This window comes from Pseudomonas sp. PDNC002 (assembly GCF_016919445.1).
In the GTDB taxonomy this organism is placed as follows: Bacteria; Pseudomonadota; Gammaproteobacteria; order Pseudomonadales; family Pseudomonadaceae; genus Pseudomonas.
This window is the reverse complement of record NZ_CP070356.1, coordinates 662,626-677,064: the sequence shown is the minus strand read 5'-3', so window position 1 is coordinate 677,064 and position 14,439 is coordinate 662,626. Positions and strand designations below refer to the sequence as shown.

The following is a 14,439-nucleotide window of genomic DNA, read 5'->3' as shown; positions in this document are numbered from 1 at the left end:
TGAGGTGTAAACCTCTGATTTTACAGTGTGATGCAGTACCTGCTCAGTGCCCGCCAGCGGCGGCTGCGCCCGGCTTGGCGCCGAAGGGCGGCTTGGCCAGGCAGATGATCACCAGCATGGCGAGGAACAGCCAGCCCAGCAGGGTGAAGTAGTCGATGGTGCTGATCATGTAGGCCTGGCTTTCCACCATGCGCTCCAGCAGCGCGGCGCTGTGTTGGCCAGGGCCTCCCAGCTGTTCGACTGCAGCGCGGGTGGCCGGGTCGTATTGGCTGAGGTTCTCGGTCAGGTAGGCATGATGCATGGTGGCGCGACGGTTCCAGATCCAGGTCGTCAGGGACGCGGCGAAGCTGCCGGCCAGGGTCCGCAGGAAAGTCGCCAGGCCCGAGCCGTCGGCGATCTGGTCCGGTGGCAGGTCCGAGAGCAGGATGCTCAGGATCGGCATGAAGAAGAATGCCACCCCCAGCCCCATGAACAGTTGCACCAGGGCGATGTGCGTGTAGTCGACGTCGGTGGTGAAGTCCGCGCGCATGAAACAGGTCGCCGCCATGGCCAGGAATGCGAGGCCGGCGAGCAGGCGAAGATCGAAATTGTTCGCGTAGCGTCCGACGAGCGGCGACAGGAATACCGGCAGGATGCCGATTGGAGCGGCCGCCAGGCCCGCCCAGGTAGCGGTGTAACCCATCTGGGTCTGCAGCCACTGCGGCAGCAGCAGGTTCATGCCGAAGAAGCCTGCGTAGCCGCCGACCAGGGCCAGGGTTCCGATGGTGAAGTTACGGTGCACGAACAGTCGCAGATTGACGATTGGGTGCCGGTCGGTCAGTTCCCAGATTACGAACACCGCCAGGGCGATGACCGCAAGCACGGTGCCGCCGATGATGAAGCTGGATTCGAACCAGTCCAGGTCATTGCCCTTGTCGAGCACGATCTGCAGCGCGCCGACGCCGATCACCAGCATCGCCAGGCCCATGTAGTCCATCGGCGCGTGTTTGATCACCACGGGCCGGGCGCGCAATTGCTGGTAGACCACCATGGCGGCGAACAGGCCGATGGGCACGTTGATGAAGAAGATCCACGGCCAGCTGTAGCTGTCGGTGATCCAGCCGCCGAGGATGGGTCCGGCAATGGGCGCAACAACCGTGACCATCGCCAGGAGTGCCAGTGCCATCCCCCGTTTTGCCGGTGGATAGATGGAGATCAGCAGGGTCTGGGTGATCGGATAGAGCGGCCCGGCGACGAAACCTTGCAGCGCGCGAAAGCCCACCAGCATGCCCATCTGCTGCGCCACGCCGCAGAGGAACGAGGCGATCACGAAGAGCAGCGTGGCGGCGATGAACAGCCGCACCTCGCCGACCTTTCGACTGAGCCAACCGGTCAGCGGCAGGGCGATGGCGTTGCTCACTGCGAAGGAGGTGATGACCCACGTGCCCTGCTCGGAGCTCACCCCGAGGTTGCCGGAGATGGTCGGCAGCGCGACGTTGGCGATGGTGGTGTCCAGCACCTGCATGAAGGTCGCCAGCGACAGGCCGATAGTGGCCATCACCAGGCTGGGTGGGCTGAAACTGCTGCTGTTCTGCTGGCTCATGGCGGCGGCCGGATCAGCGCAGCGCGGTACGGTGGTTGGCGTCGGCCAGGTTGGCCTGGATCAGCTTCTCGATCAGCTGGTCCGCGGAAGCCAGTTGCTCCTGGTAGATGTCGGTGGAGAACACCGCTTCATGCGGCGCCTGCTGGGCCAGGGCGGGACCGCTCTGGTCGTGCAGGCTGACGTTGACGTCCATGGACAGACCGATACGCAGCGGGTTCTTCGCCAGCTCCTCGGCGTTGACGCGGATGCGCACGGGCACGCGCTGGACGATCTTGATCCAGTTGCCGGTGGCGTTCTGCGCCGGCAGCAGCGAGAAGGCGCTGCCGGTGCCGACGCCGAGGCTGTCGACGGTGCCGGAGTACTTCACTTCGCTGCCGTAGAGGTCCGAGCGGATCTCCACCGGCTGGCCGATGCGCATGTGCTTGAGCTGGGTTTCCTTGAAGTTGGCGTCGATCCACACCTGGTCCAGGGGGATCACCGCCATCAGCGCGGCGCCCGGCTGCACGCGCTGGCCGACCTGTACGGTGCGCTTGGCGACGTAGCCGGTGACCGGCGCGATGATCACGGCGCGGGCATCATCCAGATAGGCCTGGCGCAGCTTGGCGGCGGCGGCTTTCACATCGGGGTGGGAAGCGATCACGGTGTCGTCCACCAGGGCGCGGTTGGTGTCCAGTTGCTGCTCGGAGGTGGTCAGCGAGCTGCGCGCGGTGTCCAGGGCGTCGCGGGCGTGGGCCAGTTCTTCCTGGGAAATGGCGCCGTCGGTGGCCAGGTGTTGGCGGCGCTTGAAGTCCGCCTCGGCCTTGGTCAGTGCGACTTTCTTCGCCGCCACATCGGCCTTGTAACCATCGACATTGCTGAACAGGCCGCGCACCTGGCGCACGGTGCGCGCGAGGTTGGCTTCGGCCTGTTGCAGGGCGATGTCGGCATCGCTGGGGTCGAACTTCACCAGTACCTGGCCCTTGTGCACCAGGTCGCCGTCATCGGCGCCGATGCTCACCACAGTGCCGGTGATCTGCGGAGTGATCTGCACGATGTTGCCGTTCACGTAGGCGTCGTCGGTATCTTCGTGCCAGCGGCCGTAGAGGAATTCCCAAGCCGCGGCGGCGATGCCGGCCAGCACGACGACGGCGAGCAGGATCAGCAACCAGCGCTTGCGCTTGGGATTGCTGGTGGGGGTTTCTTGCGTTGCGGTGCTCATGTCGGTGCCTCGTTCAATGCGCGGCGGCCGCGTTCGCCTGGGCGAGCGGGGCTGGAGTGGAAGTGGTGTCGGGCTGGTAGCCACCGCCCAGGGCCTGGATCAGTTGCACCGAGAGATCGATGCGCTGGGCGTCCAGGCCGGCCAGTTGGCGCTCGGCGACGAGCAGTTGCTGCTGCACGCTGAGGGCGTCGAGGTAGTTGCCGACGCCTTCGCCGTATCGGCGCATGGCCAGGTCGAAGTTGGATTTGGCGATATCACGGGCATCGCGCTGGTCATCGATCTGCTGTTCCAGCGAGCGCAGCTTGCCGAGATCATCGGTAACCTCGCCCAGGGCGTTGACCAGGGTCTTGTTGTACTGGGCGACAGCCAGGTCGTAGTCGGCATCCTTGCTGGCAAGGTTTGCGCGCAGCCGGCCGCCGTCGAAGATCGGCAAGGAAATCGCCGGAGCGATCTGGAAGAAGCGGCTCGGTGCCTTCAGCACATCGCTGGTGTGCAAGGCGGCCAGGCCGACCATCGCCCCCAGGTTAAGATTGGGATAGAACTCGGTCTTCGCCGAATCGATGCTCTTCGAGGCAGCCTCGACTCGCCAGCGCGCGGCGACGATATCCGGCCGACGGCCCAACAGCTCTGCCGGCAGATTGGATGGCAGGCCCAGTGCGCCGGGCTTGAGCCCTTGCGGGCGCTGCAGCTCCAGGCCACGGTCGGGCCCTTGGCCGAGCAGTACGGCGAGCGCGATACGATCGCTGGCGATGTCCTGCTCCGCTGCGGCCAGCTGTTGCTTGGCGCTGGCGACCTGGGTTTGCGTCTGTTGCAACTGGACCTTGCTGTCGAGACCCGCGTCCATGCGCTTCTGGCTGAGCTGGAAAAGGTGCTGGGAGCGATCCAGCTCGTCGCGGGCCAGGTCGCGCACGACGAAGGCGTGGGCGAGTTCGCTGTAGGCGCGGGCGACATTGGTGGAAAGCGTGATCGACGCGGCCTGGCGGTCGACTTCGGCGGCGTTGGCCTGGCCGAGGGCGGCTTCCCAGGCATCGCGCTGGCCGCCCCAGAGGTCAAGGTCGTAACTGAAGCTCGCCGACAGGTACTTCACCGCCGAATAGCGGCCGCCGGTCGGGGCTGGCAGGACGCTTTCCGGGGCGCGGATGCCGGCATAGCTGGCGGTGCCTTTCACGCTGGGCATGCGCTCGGCGTCCTGCGCCTGGGCGGCGGCGGAGGCTTGGCGGGCTCGGGCGGTGGCGATGTCGAGGTCCGGCGTGCCGCGCAGGGCCTCGTCGATCAGGCCGTCGAGTTGCGAGTCGCCAAGGCTGGTCCACCAGCGTTCGCTGGGCCAGGTGGCGGGCGATAGCGGTACGCCGTCGAGGCTGACGCCAGCCTTCAGGCTCGCCGGGTCGACGGCCTTGCCGCTGCTGGTGAGTCCGGAAGAGCTCACGCAGCCGGCCAGCCCCAGCACGGTGGCAAGCACGGCAGCCGGCAGCAAGGCGATGCGAAGGTGGTTCATCGTCATTTCTCCTGCGCCGCGCAACTGGGCGCGGCGCCGTGGGCGCTCAGGATCTTGTCGAGCAACCCGGTGAGGGTGTGCAGCTCTTCGCTGGAGAGGCCGCCAACCAGTTCGTTCATCGCGGCGGCAGCGATGCGCGGCGCCTCGTCGTTCACTGCCTGACCGGCGTCGCTGAGGCTCAGTCGTACGCTGCGTCGATCATTGGGGCAGGGCTGGCGGACCAGCAGGTCCTTGCGCGAGAGGCGATCGAGCATGCGGGTCATGGAGCCGCTATCGATGGAGAGTTCGCGGCATAGCTCGGCTGGTGTGTTGGCGCGGTCGTTGCCGATGAAGAACAGCACCTTGAACTGCGCGGCGGTGATGTCCAGGTGCGCCAGGTGCTTGTCCAGCAGGCGATCCTTGAGGATGGCGGTGGCGCCCAGCAACTGGCCGATGGAGCCTTTGAACGGAAAGTCCGCGACGTCGTAGTGATTCATGTCAAAACAGATAGCTGCTTAGGCAGTGAAATGTTTCGAAATGATACTGCCTAGGCAGCGATTGACAAGGCTCTATTGTCGCGAATGCGCAACAATCCGTTCGACGAAGCACTATTGGAGCTTGAATGGGAACATACAGCGGCCGCTTTGGCCGCTGACGGCGACCTTTTATGCACAATGGGCGCGACTTTTGGGCGCAAATCGCATATGAGCTGTGCGATCCGTCACATGATCGTCTAACTATATGTATTTAAAGGATTTATTGATTCTGTACAAAAAGTGATCAGTTCGCTGGAAAGCGGTCTGGAAGGACGCGGATGGCGATTTTTTCCGGGGTTACGAACAGAGTTATCCACAGGTGCTGTGGGTGAATCTCTGGAACGCCCGTCTCAGGTGCGTTCGGCCAGCAACAACAGGTTGCGTGGCGTCGTCTGGGGCGGGCAGAAGCTGCCGAGCGAGACGCTGTAGCCCTGTTCAGCGAGGAACAGGGCGCGGTCGAGGAGCAGCCACAACTCCATTGGCCTGCGGAACAGGCCACGCACCAGTTCGAGGTTCCTGACCTCGGCCAGGCGCTGCCAGCCGGCGGCTTCCAGGGCTGCCCAATCGGTCGCCGCAGGCACCTCGATGCCCTTGAGCGCAGCAAGCTCCCGGCAGTAATCGGCAAACGGCTTCGCGAGCCAGGTCGGGGGCACTGGCGGAACCGAGAGGTAGTCGTTGCTGCCGCGAATGGTCCGTTGCAGCAGATCGAAAGCCAGGCGCCGCGCCATCGATGCATCCCGTTGCCGACGCACGCGGGCGCCAGCGGTGACGGTTTCGATCAGTGGCAGGCGCAGGTCTTCCTTCGACAGGGAGAGTTTGGCGGACCGGGCCGCATGCGAGAGCGGGGAGTAGGTTTCACCATCGATGCGGTTGTAGCAGCACGGCGCGATCGCCAGTTGCCGGCAGCCGCGCTGGCTGGCCTGTTGCAACAGGCGAACATGCAGATCGCCGCAGGCGTGCAGGGCGATAGCGGTGTGTTCACCGTTCAGGTGCACGCCTGTGCCGGGCGCGAGGACGTCCTGCTGGCGATGCGTGGCGTCGAGGTGCAGGCGATCGCTCAGGCGCTGTCCTTCCTGTACCAGGGCCAGGTCGAAATCCAGGCTCAACAGCGGCTTGCCGTCTCGCGCCAGTAGGCGCCCCAGATGGCCCTTGCCGGCGCACCAGTCGAGCCACTGACGCGGAGGCTGCGCGAAGCTCAGGGAGCTGGCGAACGCTTCGATCTGCTGCCACTTGCGGCCTGGCACATCGACGGTCAGTTGATTCGGTAATTTGCCCAGCGGGCGCGCGGGCAAGGCGTCGATGAGCGACAGCTCCGCGGCCCGAGCGGCGATGTCGGGAAAGGGGGCTGGCGCCTGGAGCAGCTCGGGCGAATTGTGCACCGCATCGGCATCTTCGATCGTGCGTTGCCTCAGCCACGCGGCCAGCTCGGGCAGGTCTTTCTCCCAGGGCAGTTCCAGTTGCGTGAACGGCTTCGGAGTCCACAGCGATCGGTGCTCCAGCAAGAAGCCGTCCAGCGCCTGGAAGCGCTGAAGGAGAGCGGAGTCGGTCAGGGATGCGTCGTTGGAATACTGCACGATGCGGAGCGGGGAGAAACCACGGGGCGCGCATTATAGCGACCCCGTGGCCGAGTGGGGCCGCCGGTCAGCGGCCTTGCATCATGTCGACGCGCAGCCAGCGTTCGACCAGGCGGAAGATGCGAGTCAGCACCAGCGTGATGACCAGGTAGAAGACCCCGGCGTAACAGAAGAACAGCATGTACTCGTAGGTACGCGCGGCGATGGTCTTCGACATGCCCATCAGGTCGTACAGCGTCACCGTATACACCACGGCGCTCGCCTTGAGCATGAGGATGACCTCGTTGCTGTAAGCGGGCAGGGCGATGCGCGCGGCGCGCGGCAGGATGATGTGGAACAGCGCCTGGCGCCGCGACATGCCCAGCGCACGGGCAGCTTCCACTTCGCCGACCGGAATGGCATGGATGGCGCCCCGGAGGATTTCCGCGATGTAGGCGGCGGTGTGCAGCGTCATGGTCAGCAGTGCGCACCAGTAAGGGTCACGCAGATAGGGCCAGAGCACACTCTTGCGCACCGCTTCGAACTGCGCCAGGCCGTAGTAGACCAGTGCCAGCTGCAACAGCAGCGGGGTGCCGCGGAAGAAGAAGACATAGGTGTAGGGCACCGCGCGCACGTACCAATGGCGGGAGGCGCGGGCAATGCCCAGCGGCAGCGCGAGGATCAGCCCGGCGACCACCGCGATGGCCAGCAGCTCCAGGGTCAGCTGTGCGCCCTGCAGCATTTTGGGCAGCCACTTGAGGATCAGTTCCATGTCGGTCATAGCTCATTCCTCACGAAGCCCTGGCCGGCACGGCGTTCCAGGAAGTGCAGGGCGGCCATGATGAAGATGGTCAGACCCAGATAGATCAGTGCGGCAACCATATAGAAGGTGAAAGGCTCCTTGGTCGCATTGGAAGCGACGCCGGCCTTGCGCATGATTTCGTCAAGGCTGATGAGCGAGACCAGGGCGGTGTCCTTCAGCAGGATCAGGTAGAGGTTGCCCAGGCCCGGCAGTGCCACGCGCCACACCTGCGGCAGCACGACCCGCCAGAAGATGCGCGGGGCCGACAGTCCCAGCGCCTGGCCGGCTTCACGGTGTCCCTTGGGGATTGCCAGCAGCGCGCCGCGGAACACTTCCGTGGCGTAGGCACCAAAGCACAGGCCCAGTGCGCAGGTCCCGGCGGCGAAGGGCGAGAGGGCGAGGTCGGGATGCCCGAACAGGCCGCCCAGGGCGTTGAGCCCGGTCACGGTACCGAAGTAGATCATCAGTACCCAGAGAGTCTCGGGGATGCCTCGCACCACGGTGGTATAGAAGCCGCCGAGCATGCGCAGGAAGGCATTCTTCGAAGTCTTGGCGACGGCGCCCAGCAGGCCCAGGACCAGTCCCACGCAGACTGAGGCGAGCGAAAGCTTGAGCGTCATCCAGGTGCCGGCGATCAACTGGTCGCCGAAGCCGTGCAGGTCGAAAATCATGGGGAGTCACGCCTGAAGGCGCGCGCCGCCCCGGCGGGGCGACGCGGCACGTGCATCAATAGATGCTGAAGGGGAAGTACTTGTCGTTGATCTTCTTGTAGGTACCGTCGTCGACGATTTCCTTCAGAGCGGCGTTCAGCTTCTCACGCAGCGGGTCGCCCTTGCGCACGGCGATGCCGATCTTGTCATTGTCGAACACCGGCTCGCCCTTGAACTCGAAGTCCTTGCCGGCGTCGCTCTTCAGCCAGTCGTACTGCACGAACTTGTCGGCCAGCACGCCGTCGAGGCGGCCCGAGGACAGGTCGAGGTAGGCGTTTTCCTGGGTGTCGTACAGCTTGATGGTGACGACATCGGACATATTGTCCTCAAGCCAGGTACCGGCGATGGTCGCGCGCTGCGCACCGATCACCTTGCCTTTCAGGTAGCCCTTGTCGGTCTTGAAGTCGGTGGACTTGGGCGCCACGAACTGCAGCTTGTTGGTGTAGTAGGGATTGGTGAAATCAACCGCCTGCTTGCGCTCGTCGGTGATCGACATGGACGCGACGATGAAGTCGAACTTCTTGGCGTTCAGGGCCGGAATGATGCCGTCCCAGTCCGAGGTCACGACTTCACACTCGGTCTTCATCTTGGCGCACAGCGCCTTGCCGATGTCGAGGTCGAAGCCGACGACCTGGCCGCTGGCGTCGATGCCGTTGAAGGGCGGGTAGGCGCCTTCGGTACCGATGCGCAGTTTGTCCGCGGCGATGGCATTGCTCCCCAGTGCCAGGGTGGCCGCGATAGCCAGAACGATCTTCTTATAGTTCTTCATGCAGTGATGCTCCGTTAGCGGTGGCTGGACATGAATTGTTTACAGCGTGCCGATTGCGGGTTGTCAAATACCTGCTGCGGCGGTCCCTGCTCTTCTACCAGGCCCTGGTGGAGGAACACCACCTCGCTGGAAACCTGGCGGGCAAAGTTCATCTCGTGGGTGACCAGCAACATCGTGCGGCCTTCCTCGGCGAGCTTGCGGATAACGTTAAGCACTTCCTGGACCATTTCCGGGTCCAGCGCGGAAGTCGGCTCGTCGAAGAGGATCACCTTGGGCTGCATCGCCAGGGTGCGAGCGATGGCGGCGCGCTGCTGCTGACCGCCGGAGAGTTGGGCCGGATAGCTGTGACGCTTGTCGGAGATGCCGACCTTGGCCAGCAGCGCTTCGGCGATCTCGATGGCTTCGGCCTTGGTCTTGCCCAGCACACGGCGCGGCGCCTCGATGATGTTGTCGAGGATGCTCAGGTGCGGCCAGAGGTTGAAGTTCTGGAAGACGAAGCCCAACTCGCTGCGCATGCGGTTGATCTGCTTGTTGTCGGCGGCGACCAGCGATCCGTCTTTCGACTTCTTCAGCTTGAGCTCTTCGCCGGCGACCAGAATCTGGCCCTGATGCGGGTTTTCCAGCAGGTTGATGCAGCGCAGGAACGTGGATTTACCGGAACCGGAGGAGCCGAGGATGGAAATCACATCGCCGTCGCGGGCGGTCAGGGAAATGCCTTTGAGCACCTCCAGGTCTCCGTAACGTTTGTGCAGGTTACGGATTTCCAGTGCGGGCATGGCCGTGGCCATATGGGGCTCCTCTATTGTTATTCGGACGCTTTCGCAGCATGTCACTGCAGAATCGGGGCCATCCTGGCGAGGGGGAAGCTAACACGCGCTCCGAGGTGCGCCAAGCGCCCTTCTGCCGCGGTCGTCGGCGATAGTGGCAAGTTGTCGCATTGCCGCTCGGCGTTGTCGCCTGGGCTGAATTAGCCGGGCCGGAAGAGGGCATCGCCGGTTGGCGCGGGGGCGGGATAGTGCCAGCTTCCGCCAGCAGGGAAAAGACCGGCGGCCTGCGCGGCCGCCGGTGGGCGGTGATAATTTCGCCGGCGTGGGGAATGTGCCGTGGCTTCTGCCTCAGGGTTGCCTACGACTAGCCCCGTGGCTTGTCGTTGAACCAGATCTGTCCACCGTCACGTAGCGTCCAGCCATTAACGTCAGGCGTACGGTCGTTCTGCTGATAAACCGTCGGGCGCTCCCGGTAGAGCTGCCAATTCATGGCGGAGAGGGCCTTCAGGGCAAGGCCTTCGATCAGGCGTGATTGGGTGGCGATGAACAGCGTGGTAACGCGCTCATCCAGCAGTCGCAGGAAGTCCGCGTCCTGTAACAGGGCTTCTTCGGCACCTTGCAAGTCCATGTGCAGAAAGTCGATGCGGGGGATATCGGCGCATAGGGTCGGCAGTGATAGGCCGGGCACTTCCTCGTATTCGTAAGCCAGTCCCCGATAGTCCTGAGCCTCGGGTTCGAGTGTCAGCTGCGCCCCGTTGTCGTGACTGGTGTCGATCTTGGGGAAGTAAACGGGCTCATCACGCACATGCACAGCGCCATGGATGGCGCGCAAGTCGACGTTGCTGACGTCCAGCAAACCGTTGAGCTTCGCGTGCCTCGTGATTTTGGGGACAGAGTTTCGGTTCGCCTCTACCGCGACCAGGCTCACTTCGCCGAATCCTTTGCGGAGCGCCATTACCCCTGCAGCAACTGCCCAGGGCGCATAGGAAGCGCCAAGCTCCACGGCGACGAAGCGGTGATGTCCGGATCGCGCAGCGCGCTCCAGGCTGCAGATGAGGCCTATGTATTCGATGGTTTCAGCGTGAACCTGATCGTCCGGGACTGGCAGGTCGCGAATGGACAAGGGGCCGGATGCGGGGCGTGGAAGCCAGGCGTGGAAATCGATGTCGGTCCGAATTCCCAACCAGTCGAGGATTTCGCCATGTCCGGCACTGCTGGCGCCTTCATATCTGTAACGTTGCAGGACTTCAATGTCCTCCAGCTCCCATCCACCGAAGAAGTCATTGACCAGTTGATCCCGCGCGGCCACGGCCGCAGCTGAGCGACTCGGGGGGGCAGGTGCTGTCTGTGGATTGATTTCTGGTCTTGCCAACAGCTTGTTCAGAAGCGTCTTCATGGGTCGATGCTCTTCCTTTGTTCGACGGGCGATAACAACAGGTAGATCGATTGCTGAATGAAGCGGACTGCACGTTAGTTGTCAGGTTTTACGCATGGTGCAAGCAGGGAGGGAGGCTGTCTATTTTTCCGTCCATTCGTCCGATGGCTGGAACGCAAGATCGTAGTTGAGGTGAAAGCCTGGAATTGGTCTAAGGTCAATCGAGCAAAACGTAAGCTCAATGCACAGGGGGGCGCAAGATGATTTCCAATATCCGATCTCTAATCGGAAGGAGTGAGCGTAGCTCAGATGCCTTCGGGGCAAAGATCAACATTGGCTGCGGGCATAACAAGCTTGAGGGATACCTGAACCTGGATTGCGATCCGGCGTGCAACCCGGACATCCTGGTTGAGGACAACGATCTGTATGCACTGCCGCGCAATCACTTCATCGAAGTGCATGCCAAGGATGTGCTCGAGCACATTCCGCGAGCCCATACCATGACTGCGCTGTTCGATTGGGCCTCGCTTCTGCGCCCCGACGGTGAGTTGTTCGTTCAGACTTCCTGGATATTCGGGATCATCGACATCATGCGTAAGGCCAATGATTTCGAGACGATCCATAACTGGAAGATGTGCCTGTTCGGAAATCAGGTTCATCCCGGAGACTGGCATTTCAACGGCTTTACCGAAGTCACTCTGCGCGTTTATCTGACTGCCGTCGGATTGCAGGATACGGGCTTCGCCATCGAAGACGGATGGTTGATCTCCACGCGTGCGAAGAAGGTCGAGGATTGGTCGCACCTGCTGGAAATGCGTAAGTATGAGGAATTTGTAGTGGAGGCCTACCGGACCTTGTTGGGCAGGGAGCCGGAAGAATGGCGTCTATCAGGTGGTTTCGGCAGTCAGGCGGGGACGAAGGAGCGGTACCACGAGCTTCGGTCCCTCGCGTGCTCTGCGGAGCGGCTCTACAAGATCGGTAAGCATTTGGAAGGCAGGCCTAGCGCTCAGGTTGTCTGAGAAAGCTCTGGCTGACTGGGCTTCAATGAAAAAGCCCCTGAAATCGGAAGGTTTCAGGGGCTTTTCATTGACGGGCTGAACCTGCTTGCGGTTACTGCATCATCTGCCGCAATTGCGGGTTCGGGTCTTCGATGACGTCGGCCGGGGTGATGTCGTCCTGGGAGTCCGCCGGTTGGCTGGCCATCAGGTTGGGATGGCCGGACAGGCGCGGGATCGGTAGCGGCTTGGCCTCGGCCAGCGCCTTGCCTCCCGCTTCACTGGCATTGATCGTCGATTTGCGCGGCTGCGTGAGCACGTGGAAGTCGGTGATCTCGATGATCCCCTTGCCTTCGGCCAGCAGGTGGAACGAGAAGGCCTTGCGCGCCTCCTCGTTGTCGAAGCCGAAGGTCACTTCCAGAGGCTGGTTGCGTTTCACCAGCGGGAATTCCGGCATCTCGATGGGCACCGGTTTCTCGAAGGAGCGCGTCTTGAGCGTCACTTTCGCCCCATTGGCGTCCATCTGGATCGCACGGATCTTCAGACGCACGGTGGTGTGGGTGTTGGCCGGGAACTCCAGGTACTGCGCGCCGATCAGGTTGTCGGTGTACTCGTTTTCGATCTGCGGCTTCAGGCGGATGCGCTCCTTGGTCGCGAACTGATATTCGCGGGCCGACTGCGCCTTGGTCACCGACTGGTCGAGAATATCTGCGCGGGCGGTCATCAGGCGCGCATCGCGGCCACTGAAGCGACCTTCGAACTTGGCAGTGTCGGCGATGAAGCCGTCACTCTTGTAGCGCCGGCAGACCTGCTGGAAATCGCACTCGGTGAAGTTGCCCTTGCCGTCGTGATAGCGCTGCATGCCGTTGGTGAAGGACACCATCTCTCGGCCGGTGCTGTATTCGCGGAACAGCGAGCGGCCGGCGATATCCTGCGGCGCCTTGATGGCGAAGTAATCGAGGACCGAGGATTCCAGGTCGACGTGGCCGTAGACGCCGGCCTTCACCGGTGGCAGCGCGGCCTGTTCCGGTGCGAGCACCAGATTCAGGCCCCACGCCGAGGCAAGGCGCACGTTGTCGATGCCGTGGGATTCGTCGGAGGTGACGATCACCAGGGTGTCCTTCAGGACGCCTTTCTCTTCAAGGCCCTTGAGGAACGCATCGACCGCATCATCCAGGTAGGCGACCGCGGCCTGGCGCGGCGTCGGGTACTTGGCCAGGTATTCCGGGGTAGCGGAGTAGGGCTGGTGGGTGCCGACGGTGAGCAGGGTCAGCATCCACGGCTGCTTCTTCTGGCGCAGCTGGCCGACATAGTCCAGCGCTCCCTCGAAGAAGGCCTTGTCGTCCATGCCCCAGGCGAATTCCAGGTAGGGCTTCTTCTTGAACCAGTCGCGGCCCAGGGTCTTGTCGAAGCCCATGGCGGGCATGACCTTGTCCTTCGCCATGAAGCGCAGACCGGCGCCTTGCAGGAAGTGGGTGCTGAAGCCTGCCTGGTGCAGTTGCGCCGGCAGGCATTCGGCGGCGCGGGTCGGGTTGCCCAGCAGTTCGACGCCTTTCGGGGTGCCGTTGTCCAGCTTGCTGTAGTCGCCGCAGAGCATCGCGTACAGGCCACGGATGGTCTGGTGGCTGTGCACCACGTAGTCCGGCGTGGTCATCGCCCGCTCGGCCCAGGTGCTGAGCTTGGGCATCATCGATTCTTCGTAGCTGCTGCTCAATGCCGCGCGATTGGTGGCGACATAGGCGCCGGGAATACCTTCCATCGCGATGATCAGAACGTTCTTCGCCTGGCCGCGGCCCGCCAGCAGGGAGGCGCCGCTGAGATCGTGCTGGGTCAGGCCGGTAACGTCCGGCTGGAGGTCCGGTCGATCGCCGTCACGCCAGTCTGCGTAGGCGATTTCGCCGCTGGTGATCACGCGGGAAACGAGCTGGTGCGGCAGGTTGAATTGCTTCCACATCTCCGCGTCGCTGGGCTGGAAATACTGCACGCCGAAATGGCCAGCCAGCAGTGCTGCCGGCAGTACGTAGGCGTAGCGCGTCAGGGGTTTTTCCCGGCGGCGCCAGAGCAGGGCGCAGGCGAGGATGGCAGCACCGACGACGATCGCCAGGTGCAGGTGATTGAGGCCGCCGCCCTCGGTGGAGTTGGCGACGAAAGTGGGGTCGGCGAGGAAGTGCAGGTCCTCCGGCGCGGGCATGCGGCCCACGGCGCTGACCAGTTCGGCTGTGCCGATGACCGACAGCGCCCAGACCAGCATCACCGGGATGGCAATGAATAGTCGTCGATTGTGCAGGGCAATGACGAGCAGCGTGCCCAGGGCCAGATCGGACAGATAGCCGAGCGGCGTGCCCCAGCCCAGGCTGTAGCGGCCGATCAGCGGGATCAGCAGGAAGAGGGCAGACAGGGAAACCAGGTTGCCCCGTGAATTCCACCAACTAATGAGTTTGCGCACAGTGACTCCGCTACGAAACATCGAATTCCAGAGGGTATCTCACTGAAGAGTGAAAATCGTCCGGTGTGTAATGATTCTGAAAGATCGGCGTGCTATGCGCTAGTAGACAGCGGAGGTCGGCAAATATTCGACACGATTCGTGCGAGATGCCCGCCTCGGGGGAGTGACTTGTGTGGATCAGAAATGAAAAAGCCCCTGAAATCTCGCGATTTCAGGGGCTTTTCGGAAGGCT

12 protein-coding genes are annotated in these 14,439 nt (G+C 63.0%); 1 reads left to right on the top strand and 11 read right to left on the bottom strand.

Features of this window, described 5'->3' with window-relative positions; translation table 11 throughout:
• Nucleotides 1–43: 43 nt before the first annotated feature.
• The 10 genes from JVX91_RS03175 to JVX91_RS03130 form a co-directional block, all read right to left on the bottom strand.
• Nucleotides 44–1,582 carry a DHA2 family efflux MFS transporter permease subunit gene (locus JVX91_RS03175; protein ID WP_205337996.1) on the bottom strand — a complete coding sequence of 513 codons (1,539 nt, stop codon included), beginning with the start codon at nt 1,580–1,582 and terminating at the stop codon, nt 44–46.
• A gap of 13 nt (nt 1,583–1,595) precedes the next feature.
• A complete protein-coding gene (locus JVX91_RS03170) occupies nt 1,596–2,780 on the bottom strand; it encodes an efflux RND transporter periplasmic adaptor subunit (RefSeq protein WP_205337995.1) in 1,185 nt (394 codons plus the stop codon).
• Between the two features lie 13 nt (nt 2,781–2,793).
• Nucleotides 2,794–4,281 (bottom strand): efflux transporter outer membrane subunit, encoded by a 1,488-nt coding sequence (locus JVX91_RS03165; protein WP_205337994.1) that lies wholly within the window; start codon nt 4,279–4,281, stop codon nt 2,794–2,796.
• Nucleotides 4,278–4,751, bottom strand: a complete 474-nt coding sequence (locus JVX91_RS03160) for a MarR family transcriptional regulator (protein WP_205337993.1) — start codon at nt 4,749–4,751, stop codon at nt 4,278–4,280. Before JVX91_RS03160 ends, JVX91_RS03165 begins: the two co-directional genes overlap by 4 nt.
• Before the next feature lie 389 nt (nt 4,752–5,140).
• Entirely contained in the window at nt 5,141–6,364 is a 1,224-nt protein-coding gene (locus tag JVX91_RS03155; RefSeq protein WP_240201693.1) for a methyltransferase, read from the bottom strand.
• 67 nt (nt 6,365–6,431) lie between these two features.
• Entirely contained in the window at nt 6,432–7,124 is a 693-nt protein-coding gene (locus JVX91_RS03150; RefSeq protein WP_205337992.1) for an ABC transporter permease, read from the bottom strand.
• Complete coding sequence (locus JVX91_RS03145) at nt 7,121–7,816, bottom strand: ABC transporter permease (protein ID WP_205337991.1); 696 nt, start codon at nt 7,814–7,816, stop codon at nt 7,121–7,123. Before JVX91_RS03145 ends, JVX91_RS03150 begins: the two co-directional genes overlap by 4 nt.
• Nucleotides 7,817–7,871: 55 nt before the next feature.
• A complete protein-coding gene (locus JVX91_RS03140) occupies nt 7,872–8,624 on the bottom strand; it encodes an ABC transporter substrate-binding protein (RefSeq protein WP_205337990.1) in 753 nt (250 codons plus the stop codon).
• A 14-nt stretch (nt 8,625–8,638) separates the two neighbouring features.
• Nucleotides 8,639–9,412 (bottom strand): ABC transporter ATP-binding protein, encoded by a 774-nt coding sequence (locus JVX91_RS03135; RefSeq protein ID WP_205337989.1) that lies wholly within the window; start codon nt 9,410–9,412, stop codon nt 8,639–8,641.
• 343 nt (nt 9,413–9,755) lie between these two features.
• Nucleotides 9,756–10,787 (bottom strand): FkbM family methyltransferase, encoded by a 1,032-nt coding sequence (locus tag JVX91_RS03130; RefSeq protein WP_205337988.1) that lies wholly within the window; start codon nt 10,785–10,787, stop codon nt 9,756–9,758.
• A 239-nt stretch (nt 10,788–11,026) separates the two neighbouring features.
• Here JVX91_RS03130 and JVX91_RS03125 point away from each other — a divergent pair, with 239 nt between their 5' ends.
• Entirely contained in the window at nt 11,027–11,785 is a 759-nt protein-coding gene (locus JVX91_RS03125; RefSeq protein ID WP_205337987.1) for a hypothetical protein, read from the top strand.
• 91 nt (nt 11,786–11,876) lie between these two features.
• Here JVX91_RS03125 and JVX91_RS03120 read toward each other — a convergent pair whose 3' ends face one another.
• Nucleotides 11,877–14,207 carry an LTA synthase family protein gene (locus tag JVX91_RS03120; RefSeq protein ID WP_205337986.1) on the bottom strand — a complete coding sequence of 777 codons (2,331 nt, stop codon included), beginning with the start codon at nt 14,205–14,207 and terminating at the stop codon, nt 11,877–11,879.
• Nucleotides 14,208–14,439: the final 232 nt, after the last annotated feature.

What these genes read in the sequence shown, in the direction of transcription:
- JVX91_RS03175 (WP_205337996.1), bottom strand. Translation starts at nt 1,582, where the DNA reads ATGAGCCAGCAGAACAGCAGCAGTTTCAGCCCACCCAGCCTGGTGATG.
- JVX91_RS03170 (WP_205337995.1), bottom strand. Translation starts at nt 2,780, where the DNA reads ATGAGCACCGCAACGCAAGAAACCCCCACCAGCAATCCCAAGCGCAAG.
- JVX91_RS03165 (WP_205337994.1), bottom strand. Translation starts at nt 4,281, where the DNA reads ATGACGATGAACCACCTTCGCATCGCCTTGCTGCCGGCTGCCGTGCTT.
- JVX91_RS03160 (WP_205337993.1), bottom strand. Translation starts at nt 4,751, where the DNA reads ATGAATCACTACGACGTCGCGGACTTTCCGTTCAAAGGCTCCATCGGC.
- JVX91_RS03150 (WP_205337992.1), bottom strand. Translation starts at nt 7,124, where the DNA reads ATGACCGACATGGAACTGATCCTCAAGTGGCTGCCCAAAATGCTGCAG.
- JVX91_RS03145 (WP_205337991.1), bottom strand. Translation starts at nt 7,816, where the DNA reads ATGATTTTCGACCTGCACGGCTTCGGCGACCAGTTGATCGCCGGCACC.
- JVX91_RS03140 (WP_205337990.1), bottom strand. Translation starts at nt 8,624, where the DNA reads ATGAAGAACTATAAGAAGATCGTTCTGGCTATCGCGGCCACCCTGGCA.
- JVX91_RS03135 (WP_205337989.1), bottom strand. Translation starts at nt 9,412, where the DNA reads ATGGCCACGGCCATGCCCGCACTGGAAATCCGTAACCTGCACAAACGT.
- JVX91_RS03130 (WP_205337988.1), bottom strand. Translation starts at nt 10,787, where the DNA reads ATGAAGACGCTTCTGAACAAGCTGTTGGCAAGACCAGAAATCAATCCA.
- JVX91_RS03125 (WP_205337987.1), top strand. Translation starts at nt 11,027, where the DNA reads ATGATTTCCAATATCCGATCTCTAATCGGAAGGAGTGAGCGTAGCTCA.